This is a genomic window from Mucilaginibacter sp. GW821-FHT07H05 (assembly GCF_059418485.1).
In genome coordinates this window covers 569416-582895 of the sequence record NZ_JBWKPY010000003.1, presented here as the reverse complement: position 1 = coordinate 582895, position 13480 = coordinate 569416, and the positions used below count along the sequence as shown (strand labels likewise).

Here is a 13480-nt window from a genome sequence, read left to right as displayed (position 1 = left end):
CTGCCCTGCAAAAGGCAGGGGTTTAATGTTTATTATACCTTCATTTTTTTGTAAATTATTTATGAAGAGACGTATGCGGCAATCAAATGCTAAAATTATAACAGTGCTGTTACACCACATTTGCACTTTTACCAAATAGCTTCGTTAAATTTAAACTCAATTAAGCGGGGCAGTATGAAGCGGTATTTTATCATCGTGGTTGTGATCATATTAGCGGGATGTAAAAATCACCTGGTAAGCAGTACGGGCGTAAAAATGATAAAGGTGGTGCTTTACCGCGATGTGGCAGATTCTGTTACGGTTAATTATACCGATGCCAGAAAAATAAAACATATATTAAACACGCTGAACCATAACAGGCAGGAGCCGCTCCATTTTGAAACAAATTGTACCCTGCATGTTATTTATGCCGATAGCGTAGCCACAATATATTGTAATGCGGCTTCTATCAGGTATCATAACGTTACTTATCATATGAGCCATAGTATGCAGGAATCTCTAAATTAATACGTATTGCAGGCTTTGATCAACCTTTTATTACAATCTCCCAATCCATCCATCTGCTGGAAGATAAGGGCGCATGTTTTAGGCGAGGATATGAACAGCCCCTCAATGCTGGCCTTACAAAATGAGATCAGGAATAGCGAAGTAGCGAAAAAGCTCTTAAGTGGTTTAAATGATCCGCAACTCAATCAGGGCCGGGGTGTTTACGTCAAATGGCAGGGGGCGCACTGGGTGATGGCCTCGCTGGCAGATATCGGTTATCCACCGGGAGATGAGCAACTGATCCCTATAAAAAATGCACTATTGGATTATTGGCTGGATGAAGGTTTTTATACCGAATTTGAAGCCGGTAGTCAGGCTAAAGCTTATCAAAAAGCCGGCGTCCCCGTTATGCAGGGCAGGCACAGGCGTTGCGCATCGCAGCAAGGCAATACCTTATATATGCTGCTGAAACTGGGTTTACAGGATAATCGTTTGGATGATTTAGTTGAACGCCTGCTGCACTGGCAATGGCCGGACGGCGGCTGGAACTGCGATAAAAACCCCGATGCCACCCATTCGTCGTTTATGGAAACTTTGTTACCCTTACGGGGATTAGCGTTGTATGCGCAAACAACAGGCAGCGCCAGTGCTGCCAAAGCCGCGGAACGGGCTGCTGAAGTGTTCCTGAAGCGGGATTTGTACAAAAAGCAAAGTAACGGCGAACTGATCCACCCCGAATTTACAAGCCTGCACTACCCTTTATACTGGCACTATGATATTTTGGCCGGCTTAAAAGGGATGGCCGAAGCCGGTTTTATTAATGATACAAGGTGTAAGGCCGCAATCGATCTGCTGCAAAGCAAACAATTACCCGGCGGCGGCTGGCCGGCCGGGAAAAGCTATTATAAAGTATCGCAACAAATTGCCTTAAACGCCGATTATGTGGATTGGGGGGGCACAAGTAAAACCCGGATGAACGAGTGGGTTACGGCCGGCGCGCTCTTTGTTTTGAGCAAAGCGGGTAAAATGTAGCATAATTCTGTGCGCCGTAGGTGCTACCTGTTTGTAGTAATATATTCAAGTATATAATGCCCCGTTAGGGGTTACCCTTTATTTTGCAGATGAAGAAAAGGGTAGCACCTATGGCGCAATCCGGATTTTGCTTGTTAGCTACAAACATGTAGCACCTACGGCGTAAAAACTGTTACGGTTTCATATTCAAAAGATTTAAACAAATCCGCCTGTATTTAAGGCTATTTTGTACCTTTCGCCCATTGAGATGAGCAACATAAAAGCCTGTATTTTTGATCTGGACGGTGTTATAGTAGACACTGCCATTTACCACTACCAGGCCTGGAAGCGTTTAGCTAACGAACTGGGTTTTGATTTTACCGAACATGATAACGAACAGCTGAAAGGCGTAAGCCGTACCCGCTCGCTGGAGATTATCCTGCAAATGGGTGGCGTTACCAAAACCGAAGCTGAAAAGGAGGAACTGGCTAATCGCAAAAATACCTGGTATGTAGATATGATCAGTCACATGAAACCTGATGAGATATTACCCGGCGCCAGGGAGTTTGTACAGGCTTGCCGTGATGCCGGGATTAAAACTGCTTTAGGATCGGCCAGTAAAAACTCTATGATGATACTGGATAAAATAGGGATGACCAGTCTGTTTGATGCCATTATCGACGGTAATAAAGTCACCAAAGCCAAACCAGATCCCGAAGTTTTTTTGAAAGGGGCAGAGGAGTTGGGTGTAAACTCATCCCAATGCGTGGTTTTTGAAGATGCCATTGCCGGTGTGGAAGCTGCAAAAGCAGGGGGGATGAAAGCTGTAGGGATAGGCGAACCGTCTGTTTTAACTAAAGCTGATATGGTAGTAAAGGGACTATATGAAGTGCCGCCCCCCAGCCCCCTAAAGGGGGAGCAGGAGGAATGGCTGCTTAATAAAATATAAATTTTGATTTAATTACTCCCCCTTTAGGGGGCTTGGGGGTTTATGAAAGACTACATAAAAATTGACGAATGGCGGATCATTGAAGAGGGCTTCGATCCGCATCTGCATAAAATATCCGAAAGTATTTTTAGCCTGGGCAACGGCCGTATGGGGCAACGGGCCAACTTTGAGGAAGCCTACAGCGGCGAAACCCTGCAAGGCAACTACGTAGCCGGGGTATATTATCCCGATAAAACCCGCGTAGGCTGGTGGAAAAACGGTTATCCCGAATACTTTGCCAAGGTGCTGAATGCGGCTAATTGGGTGGGGATTGATATACATTTAGATGGGGAGCAATTAGATTTAGCCCATTGCACAGTTAGCGACTTCTATCGTGAACTGAACATGAAAGAGGGATATCTAAAGAGAAGGTTTAGGGCTAAAACAAAAGGCAATAAAGAAGTAGTTGTTGAGGCTACACGTTTTTGTAGCATGGCCGACGATGAAACAGCGGCTATTAAATATCAAATCACATCTATAAATTTTGCCGGTGAACTGGTTATAAATCCATTTATAGACGGTGATGTAAAAAACCAAGATGCTAACTATGATGAAAAATTTTGGGATGAAGTAGGCAAGGATGCCTGGGTTGATGGTGGTTATGTACATATGCGTACTAAAAAAACCGGCTTTGAAGTAGCGACAGGTATGAAATTTACCACCTTGGTGAATGGTGACCCAAGGGTGTTAAAAAGTGAGCCCTTTACCAAAGAAAAATATGTAGGGGCTAATATCAAACATCAAATTGGCACCCGGCAATCTGTTACCATCTATAAATACGCCGCTAACCTGTCATCACAAAACCACCCGGCCGAACAATTGGCTGAACTATGCAAATCCACATTAGATCGCGTAAGCGCCAAAGGTTTCGACACCATGCTGGCCGAGCAAGCCGCTGCCTGGGCTAAAAAATGGGAGCATAACGATATTATTATCGAGGGCGATGCCTCAGCGCAGCAGGCTATCCGCTTTAATATTTTTCAGTTAAACCAAACCTATACCGGCGAGGACGACCGCCTGAACATCGGCCCCAAAGGTTTTACGGGCGAGAAGTACGGCGGCTCAACCTATTGGGATACCGAGGCGTATTGTGTGCCGTTTTACCTGTCTACCGCGCCGCAGCAGGTTACCCGCAACTTACTGCTTTACCGCTACAAGCAATTGGGCAAGGCTATTGATAACGCCAAACTATTAGGCTTTAACAACGGCGCGGCGCTATACCCCATGGTAACCATGGACGGTACCGAATGCCATAACGAGTGGGAGATCACCTTCGAGGAGATCCACCGGAACGGGGCTATCGCTTTTGCCATATTCAACTATGTCCGTTACACCGGCGATGAAGCTTACCTGGCCGATTACGGTTTGGAAGTATTGCTGGCTATCGCGCGCTTTTGGTCGCAGCGCATTACCTGGTCGGCTGACAGGCAACTGTATGTAATGCTGGGCGTCACCGGGCCAAACGAGTACGAAAATAACGTGAACAATAACTGGTATACCAGCACCATAGCTGTTTGGTGTATGCAGTACGCGCTGGAAATTACTGATCAGTTAAAAGCATCCGACAAGGCAAAATACGATGCATTGGCAGCTAAGATCGGCTTTGATTACGATACCGAAACCGCGCGTTTTAAGGATATCATCGCTAAAATGTACTACCCGTACGATGAACAGCAGCAGATATTTTTACAACAGGACGGATACCTGGATAAGGAGCAGATCTTAGTAAAAGACCTGCCGGCAGCCGACCGCCCCATCAATCAAAAATGGAGTTGGGATAGGATCCTGCGCTCATGCTATATTAAACAGGCCGATGTATTGCAGGGGATCTATTTCTTCGAGGATAGGTACGATATGGATACCATCCGCCGCAATTTTGATTTTTATGAGCCACGTACCGTACACGAATCGTCGCTGTCGCCTTGCGTACACGCCATATTAGCAGCCAAACTGGGCGACGAAAAACGCGCCTACGAGTTTTACCTGCGCACATCGCGCCTTGATTTGGACGATTACAATAACGATACCGAGGACGGCTGCCATATTACTTCGATGGCCGGCACCTGGATGTCGGTGGTGGAAGGTTTCGGCGGTATGCGGGTGCGCGACGGGAAATTGTCGTTCAATCCCTTCCTGCCGGAGAAATGGACTTCTTTTTCGTTCCATATCGGGTTCAGAAGTGTTTCTATAAAAATTACGGTAAGCAAGGAAGGTGTAACGGTAAAGAATTTATCGGATACGGATATAGACTTGCTGATATATGACCAGGAACACTCGGTAGGCGCGGGCACGGAAGAGGTTTTTAAACACTAACCACTACTTGTCATTGCGAGGTACGAAGCAATCGCGAACTATGCATATATGCTCTTTGGCTGTGCGATTGCTTCGTACCTCGCAATGACATTGTGTTTTAAATTTCTTGCGTTCGTCTGTGACGAGTGCTTAAAATGGTTCAGCGTCTGCGACGCTTCTTCGCGATGCAATCGCAATGCAGTATGAACGCAAGATGTTCACATTTATATAACATTTAGATTATTTTAATTAATATCGCCGTCCAATTCATCAAAAACTAAACAAGGTATCAGCCGGTTGGCTGATATGCAGAGAGAGACGTAATAATAGAAATGGCAGCATCCTTCCCCGATCATAAATTAGTTATCTATCAGTTACTGCCGCGCTTGTTCGGTAATACCAAAACCCTTAACAAAGTTTACGGCTCGGTTGAAGAGAACGGCGTTGGCAAGTTTAACGATATTACCGATAAGGCCCTGCAGGAAATCAGGCTGATGGGTTTTACCCATGTTTGGTACACCGGGGTAATTGAGCACGCCACCATGACCGATTACTCGGCCTATGGCATCCCTAACGACGATCCGGATGTGATCAAAGGTCGCGCCGGATCACCTTATGCTATTAAGGATTACTACGATGTAGACCCCGACCTGGCCGTTGATATACCTAACCGTATGGCCGAATACGAAGCCCTAATTAAGCGTACCCAAGCCAACGGTTTACTGGTGATCATGGATTTTGTGCCTAATCACGTAGCCCGTTCCTACCACTCGGATGTTAAGCCCGATGGCATACGCGATTTTGGGGCAGATGATGATCATACCAAAGCTTTCGATGGCCAAAACGATTATTACTATATCCCCGGTCAGCCCTTTGTTACGCCGGCTGGCTATAATCCCGGCGGCGATGGGTTTAAGCACCCGCTAAAAGACGGGCATTTTGATGAGAACCCTGCCAGGGCAACCGGTAACGATGTTTTTAGCGCCACGCCGTCCATCAACGATTGGTTTGAGACGGTGAAACTGAATTATGGGGTGGATTATATGAATAACCGCCAGGTGCATTTTGATCCTGTGCCATCGGTGTGGCATAAAATGTATGATATTCTACATTATTGGGCCTCAAAAGGTATTGACGCTTTCCGTTGCGATATGGTGGAACATGTGCCTATGGAGTTTTGGGCATGGGTGATAGGAAGATTAAAGGAAGAGTTTCCCGGTTTGATATTTATTGGCGAGGCTTATGATGTGCGCGAGTACAAAAACTATATCTATAACGGCAAATTTGATTATCTGTACGATAAATCGGGCTTGTACGATGCCCTGTTCCGCCTGACCCGCAACGAGGGCAGCGCGTGGGACATTAACAAAGTGTGGAATTATGATACACGCGGTATAGACGAGCATATGCTGCGCTTTATGGAAAACCACGACGAATACCGCATCGCTTCATCGGTATTTGCAGGCAATCCCTGGCTGGCTATCCCGGGCATGATCGTTACGGCCACGCTTTCGGTAGGGCCGGTAATGGTTTACTCGGGGCAGGAGGTAGGCGAGCCGGCCGAAGGTGGCGAAGGTTTTAGCGGGCCTGATGGCCGTACCACCATTTTTGATTATTGGGGCATACCATCTCTGCAAAAATGGGTGAACAATGGTAAATATGACGGCGGCGCGCTGGACGGCGGGCAAAGCGCCCTGCGTTTTTTCTATCATAGATTATTATTGGCCGCACGCGAAAATGAAGCCATACGCCTGGGCGATTTTTACGAACTGATGCTGGAAAACCATCACAATGCCGGCTTTGATGATAAGGTATACGCTTACCTGCGCTATACCACCAGGCAACGGATCCTGATCGTGGTTAACTTTAACCATGACCAGCGCCAGCTGAACGTGAAACTACCTGCCGATCTGCGCGAGCGCCTGGGTATCAGCGGCAGGGTAGTGTTTACCGATGTGCTGAGCGATGTGAAGTTTACCGCCAACGATATAGGTAACGGACTTGATTTAACCTTACCGGCTACAGGCGGGGTGATGCTGGGGTTTTAAGGTTGGTTTTTTTGTGACTATCGAGTCTTTTGTCTATTGGTAAGGGGGTTAACACGACTTAACATAATTCAATTTTTGATAAGATTAAGTATTTGATATACAGATATTTAAAGCTTTTTCGGGGTTAACATAAAATGACTTAAAAGTCAGCCTGTTGACCCATCCTATTCTCATTCATTGCCGCTGACTTCAGTCTATGACTCTGCGCACGCATGCAAAACGGATATATACATATCGGACCTTCATACTTACGCAGGGTCCTCGCCGAGAAACCTTGGGGGACACAAAAATAACCGCAACGAATTTCCTTGCATATTCTTATTCATTGCCGTTGGCTTCAGCCAACGGATACCATGCGGGTGTGTCCTGGCTTTAGCCAAACCTCTGTCTTTACCTGGTTGCCTCATTATCCACCACACCAAACCCAAATAAGGGAACTGCAAACCGGTTTCTCAATTTTTAAATTTCAGGCCCGATATTTTACTAAAATGATATATATTTATAAATAGTGTACTTTTTACAAAAAGGATGGCTCGTTTATTGAGCAAATATTGTTTATTAGCGATAGGGATAAATGCGGCAAGCGTTATAATTATTCCTGATTAGTTTATTGGTTAATGTGAAGATGCACTTTTTGCAATTTTATGGAAGAAAACGTACTTGATCCTAATATAGAAAATGCCGGATCCCCACTGATTGAGGAAGATCTGGATAGTTTCCGCCACCTCAATAACCCCGCCGATGGTATAAAACCCATTGTGAAAAAGTACCTCGGTATCCCCAATAGTGTGGTGCAATCGGGCAATAAATTCTACTTTACCGATGGCGAGGCCAAAGTTGAGGCGATAGTAATTACCGACGAGATCATCCGTATCCGGGTAGCTCCGCACGGGGTTTTCCTGGAAGATTTCTCGTACGCGGTGCCCAAAGCCGAAACTATCCCGGCCCAATATACGCTTACTGAAGATGCTGATGAATACCGCATTACCACCAGCAGCATCAATTGCCACATCAGCAAAAAGAATTTCTTTATCGCTTTTTCTGATCTGGACAATGTGGTGAGCAGCGTAGATGCCGTGCCCATGCACTGGGAAGAAAATGCCCAGTTTGGTGGTTATTATGTGTATGGTACTAAAGTTTGCCATCCAAACGAAACCTTTTTTGGCCTGGGCGATAAACCTACCGAACTAAACCTGCGCGGTAAACGTTTCACGAACTGGAATACCGACGCCTACTCGTTTCAATGGGGGCAGGACCCGCTTTACCGCACTATTCCGTTTTATATCAGTGTAAACGAAAACATAGCCCACGGGATATTTTTTGATAATACCTTTAAATCGCACTTTGATTTCGGCGCCGAAGAAAGTACCAAAACCAGCTTTTGGGCCGATGGCGGCGAACTGCAATACTATTATATCCACGGTCCGCACATGATGGATGTGGTGAAACGTTACCATATCCTTACCGGTACGCATCCTATGCCGCCTATGTGGGCGCTGGGATATCACCAATGCCGCTGGAGCTATTATCCCGAGGCAAAGGTACGGGCCATTACCAAAGGCTTCCGTGAACGGAAGATCCCCTGCGATGGTATTTACCTGGATATTGATTACATGGACGGCTACCGCTGCTTTACCTGGAACAATAAATATTTCCCTAATCCGAAGAAGATGATTGCCGATCTAGCTGCCGACGGTTTTAAAACCGTGGTAATTATTGATCCGGGCATCCGGGTGGATGATACTTACTCGGTTTTTAAGGAGGGTAAGGAGAACAGGTATTTCTGTCGCCGTTGCGATGATTATTTTATGGAAGGCCACGTTTGGCCCGGCCGCTGCCAGTTCCCTGATTTTACCAACCCCGAGGTACGTACCTGGTGGGGCGGCTTGTTTGACGAGCTGGTGCAAATGGGTGTGGCCGGTGTGTGGAACGATATGAACGAACCGGCCGTATTTGGCGCAGGGACTTTCCCCGATGATGTACGCCATCAATATGACGGACACCGCGGATCGCACCGGAAGGCACACAATGTTTACGGTATGCAAATGGTGCGTGCCACTTACGAGGGTTTGCGCAAGCTGATGAAAAACAAGCGCCCGTTCACCATTACCCGCGCGGGTTATTCGGGTTTACAACGCTATGCTTCGGTGTGGACGGGTGATAATGTGGCGTCGTGGGAACACCTGAAGCTGGGGAATATCCAGTGCCAGCGTTTATCCATGTCGGGGGTGCCGTTTTGCGGTACCGATATCGGCGGTTTTAGTGGCGAGCCTGACGGCGAACTGTTTACCCGCTGGATCCAGTTAGGTACCTTCTCGCCATTTATGCGGGCGCATAGTGCGGGTGATACAAAAGAGCGTGAGCCATGGAGCTTTGGCGAGCCCTATACCGCTATTAACCGCAAGTTTATTGAACTGCGAATGCGCCTGATGCCTTATATGTATTCGGCATTTTGGGAGCATCACCGTTATGGTTTCCCTATATTAAGGCCTGTAGTAATGCAGGAACAGGATGTGTTAAAGAACCATTTCCGCCAGGATGAATTTACCTATGGCGATAAAATACTGGTTTGCCCGGTATTGGCGCCCGGCCTTGCCAGTCGCACCGTTTACCTGCCCAAAGGCAAGTGGTACAACTTCTGGACCAATCAGTTGGTTGATGGCGGCGATGAAGTAGAGGTTGAAACCCCGCTGGATACCATCCCTATTTTTGTTAAAGCCGGATCGGTAATACCCGAGCACCCGGTACAGCAATATGTAGGCGAACTGGAAATAGAGGAGGTGAAACTGAACGTTTACTACAGCGATTTTGAAGCTAACTCGTTCCTGTTTGAAGATTATGGTGAAACTTTTGCCTACGAGCAGGATATATACCTCGAAAAGAAATTTATTGTGAACGGAACCAACGCGTCGCTAACCGTGCAGCAAAGTCTGGAAGGTTTATATACCCCGCGGTACGAGAACTATTTCTTTTCGGTAGTAGGTTTGCCGTTTAAGCCGGCTAATATTATGATCGATAATAAATGGGTGACCAATTTTACCTTCAATAATAACAAGCTGGAATTCAGGCATTCCAAAAACTTTAAGCAGATCAAGATCATGAAATAGCGGTTGAGAAATTAGCCATAGAGAAGATTTAACCACAGAGTTCACAGAGGTTTTCACGGAGGTCACAGAGTTTTGTTATTCGATAGCAGAATCTCTGTGACCTTTGTAATTTCTGAATAATGAATCTCTGTGACCTCCGTGCTTTCTTTCTCCGTACCCTCCGTGGTTAAATCTTCATCACACGTCATCTTAATAAAACATCCCTTGCCATTATCTGTTGAATAAAAGTATATTTGATGAGATGATTGCTATTGCTTCATCGCCTAAAATTATCTGTGCCCATTGGGCAATCTATTATGGCAAAAAAAACAACCACACCTGCAACCGACTTACCCGCCGATAAACCTGTAAGCAAAAAGAAAACTACTTCATCAGCAAAAAAGGCTGAAACAACCGAAGCAAAACCTGTAAAAAAAGCTGTCGCCCCTAAAAAGGGAGCGGTCAGCGCTGCAGAAGCAGGCCTACCGCCGATGCCCGAGGTATACAGCCGCTTTACCGATTTTGATATCGCGCTTTTTAAATCGGGCAAGCACTATAAGCTGTACGAGAAATTGGGGTCGCACGTGGTGGAGTATAAGGGCGTGGTGGGCACTTACTTTGCGGTATGGGCGCCAAATGCCCAAACGGTATCGGTAATAGCCAATTTTAACGGCTGGAACCGGGCCTCAACCCCGTTATTTCCACGCTGGGATGGTTCGGGGATATGGGAAGTGTTTGTGCCCAATGTAGGCGTTGGCGAAACTTATAAATACTATATTAAAGCATCTACAGGCGAAGATCTGGAAAAGTCGGACCCGTTTGCCCTGCGCTGGGAAATCCCGCCTTCAACGGCTTCTATCGTGGCCGATACCTTTTACGAGTGGAAGGACCAGGAATGGATGGCCAATCGTTTACAGCATAACGGCTTAAACAGGCCATACTCGGTTTACGAAGTGCATTTCGGATCGTGGGCGCGTAATATAGAAAGCCCGGACGATTTTTACACCTATAGCCAAATGGCTGCAAAGATGGTGCCTTATGTAAAGGAAATGGGTTTTACGCATGTAGAGCTGATGCCGATTATGGAGCATCCATACTATCCCAGCTGGGGATACCAGATCAGCGGTTTTTTTGCCGCCAGCTCGCGCTACGGTACCCCGCAGGAACTGATGTTTTTGATTGAAGAGTTCCACAAGGCAGGGGTAGGGGTGATACTGGATTGGGTGCCTTCGCACTTCCCCGGCGACGCGCATGCGTTGTACCATTTTGACGGGACACATTTATATGAACATGCCGATGTGCGCAAGGGGTTCCATCCCGATTGGAAATCGTATATATTTAACTATGGCCGTAACGAGGTTAGGGCGTTCCTGATCAGTAACGCACTGTTTTGGTTAGAACGTTACCATGCCGACGGTTTGCGCGTGGACGCGGTAGCATCTATGCTATACCTCGATTACTCGCGCAACCATGGCGAGTGGGAGCAAAACGAGTTTGGCGGCAACGAAAACCTGGAAGCCATATCATTCCTGAAAGAGTTTAATGAAGCCGTTTACAGTCACTTCCCTGATGTGCAGACCATAGCCGAAGAATCTACTTCGTTCAGCGGGGTTAGTCGCCCGGTTTATACCGGTGGCTTAGGCTTTGGTATGAAATGGATGATGGGCTGGATGCACGATACCATTAATTATTTTAAAGAAGACCCGATAAATCGGAAGTATCACCATAATGTGCTTACTTTTAGCCTGATATATGCCTTTACAGAAAACTTTATGCTGCCTTTCTCGCACGATGAGGTGGTATACGGCAAAGGCTCCATGCTGCGTAAAATGCCCGGCGACGAGTGGCAGCAATTTGCCAACCTGCGTTTAATGTACGGCTATATGTTCTCGCATCCGGGCACTAAACTGTTGTTTATGGGCGCCGAGTTTGGCCAGGGAGATGAGTGGAACTTCCAGCAATCGCTGCAATGGCATTTGCTGCAATACCCTAACCATTTGGGCATACAGCAAACCGTTAAAGACTTAAACCATCTATATAGAAGCGAGCCCGCCCTGTACGAAAAAGGCTTTGAAAGCGCCGGCTTTGAATGGCTTGATGGCGGTAATGCTAACGATTCGGTAGTGGCTTATCTGCGTAAAGGAATTAATGCGGCTGATGATATAGTAGTGATCCTGAACATGACCCCGGTTGTGCGCCATAATCAGCGTACCGGCGTACCTGCCGCGGGTAACTGGAAACAGATCTTCAACAGCGACGATAAAAAATACTGGGGCAGCGGCGTAAGTAATGATGGTATGATATCTTCGGAACCAGAGTACTGGCATGGTAAGGCGCAATCTATCCTGGTTACTTTGCCGCCTTTGAGTGTGGTGATGTTTAAGAAGGTATCCTAACTATAAATAATTGTCATTTCGAGCGATAGCGAGAAATCTTATACGGTGTACCTATCGCTTGTATAAGATTTCTCCCTCTGGTCGAAATGACATAGTTTTTTATCAAGAACTGCTTGCGCTCGTCTGTGACGAGTGCTTAACGTGGTTCAGCGTCTGCGACGCTCCTTCGCGATGCAATCGCTATACAGTATGGAGCACTCGTCACAGACGAGCGCAAGAAAACTCCCCTCTTGAGAGGGGGCGCGTTGGGTAGTGTGTGGGCAGGGGTGTGTCATTTACGAAATGCAAATCGTAGAAAGGACACACCCCTGACCCCTCTCAAGAGGGAAATGTTTGTGGAGAGGTGTATTACAACGATGCCTTATACTCGCAATTAGCGATAGCCCTTTTATAATCCTCTATCGAATCGAAATTGAGGCATAGCTTAATGGCCTTTTTGTAGTAGGCTATAGCACTGTCAAAGTTTTGCAGGTATTCTTCCATAATCCCCAAACGGTAATTGATCAGCGATTTATCAACCAGTGATTTGGTCATGGCCTTATCGGCTACCGATTTTATTTTGTCCCATTGCTCCTGGTAAGTATATAAGATCAGCAGGTTAATATAGGCATGCGGGTAGCTTGGATTGCTACGGATGGCGGCTTTATAGTGGTTTTCGGCACGTTCGTAATCATCAAACTGGGTGCGGTACAGCCAGCCTAAGGAGTTATGCGCCTGCGCGGTTGAGGGTTCATCCAGGATGATGTTTTCCAATAATTGCTTGGCGTGCAGGTAGTTAGTATTGCGTATAGCCTCTTCTGCCTCAAGGTAAGTATCTTCCCAGTTATGCATCACGTTTAAATTAATTAATGCAATATATCATTTTTTTGCAAACATGGTTGTGTTGCGATAAAACTTTAACACCTGATATTGGTTAAGGCTATAGAATAACACCATAATGAACAACAAGTTTTATTACATATACCTGGTAGCAGGCACTATAGCGCTCATCCTTTTTGTGTACCAGCTTTTAACTACCCATACCAACGGCATTAACCTCTGGAACCTGTCGGGCGACTTGTTTATGGTAGTGGTTTTATATTACCTGGCGTATAAAACCTATCATGAAATAAAGGATAAGGAGCTGATGTGATGTTTGTCTGAACACTTGTTAAACACTTGTTAAACTTTGTT

9 protein-coding genes are annotated in these 13480 nt (G+C 46.3%); 8 read left to right on the top strand and 1 reads right to left on the bottom strand.

Annotated features, from left to right (window positions below):
* The first annotated feature begins 174 nt into the window (after positions 1-174).
* The 7 genes from AC07M6_RS10130 to glgB all read left to right on the top strand — a co-directional run bounded on the left by AC07M6_RS10130 (position 175) and on the right by glgB (position 12307).
* On the top strand, positions 175-507 hold the full coding sequence (locus tag AC07M6_RS10130) for a hypothetical protein (protein WP_494888993.1): 333 nt from the start codon (positions 175-177) through the stop codon (positions 505-507).
* Between the two features lie 6 nt (positions 508-513).
* Positions 514-1518 carry a hypothetical protein gene (locus AC07M6_RS10125; RefSeq protein WP_494888992.1) on the top strand — a complete coding sequence of 335 codons (1005 nt, stop codon included), beginning with the start codon at positions 514-516 and terminating at the stop codon, positions 1516-1518.
* A 247-nt stretch (positions 1519-1765) separates the two neighbouring features.
* Positions 1766-2446, top strand: a complete 681-nt coding sequence (gene pgmB, locus AC07M6_RS10120) for a beta-phosphoglucomutase (protein ID WP_494888990.1) — start codon at positions 1766-1768, stop codon at positions 2444-2446.
* Positions 2447-2488: 42 nt separating this feature from the next.
* Positions 2489-4798, top strand: coding sequence for a glycoside hydrolase family 65 protein (locus AC07M6_RS10115; protein ID WP_494888988.1), 2310 nt, complete (start codon positions 2489-2491; stop codon positions 4796-4798).
* Between the two features lie 311 nt (positions 4799-5109).
* Positions 5110-6825: an alpha-amylase family glycosyl hydrolase gene (locus AC07M6_RS10110; protein ID WP_494888986.1), complete on the top strand. Its 1716-nt coding sequence runs from the start codon at positions 5110-5112 to the stop codon at positions 6823-6825.
* Between the two features lie 644 nt (positions 6826-7469).
* Entirely contained in the window at positions 7470-9932 is a 2463-nt protein-coding gene (locus AC07M6_RS10105) for a glycoside hydrolase family 31 protein (RefSeq protein WP_494888984.1), read from the top strand.
* A gap of 470 nt (positions 9933-10402) precedes the next feature.
* The gene (glgB, locus tag AC07M6_RS10100) at positions 10403-12307 is read left to right on the top strand and encodes a 1,4-alpha-glucan branching protein GlgB (RefSeq protein ID WP_494889373.1); all 1905 of its coding nucleotides are present in this window, start codon (positions 10403-10405) and stop codon (positions 12305-12307) included.
* A 348-nt stretch (positions 12308-12655) separates the two neighbouring features.
* Here the strand turns inward: glgB and AC07M6_RS10095 are convergent, their stop codons facing one another.
* Positions 12656-13138 (bottom strand): tetratricopeptide repeat protein, encoded by a 483-nt coding sequence (locus AC07M6_RS10095; protein ID WP_494889371.1) that lies wholly within the window; start codon positions 13136-13138, stop codon positions 12656-12658.
* A gap of 106 nt (positions 13139-13244) precedes the next feature.
* Between AC07M6_RS10095 and AC07M6_RS10090 the strand changes: the two genes are divergently transcribed.
* The gene (locus AC07M6_RS10090) at positions 13245-13439 is read left to right on the top strand and encodes a hypothetical protein (RefSeq protein ID WP_494888982.1); all 195 of its coding nucleotides are present in this window, start codon (positions 13245-13247) and stop codon (positions 13437-13439) included.
* The last annotated feature ends 41 nt before the right edge of the window (positions 13440-13480 follow it).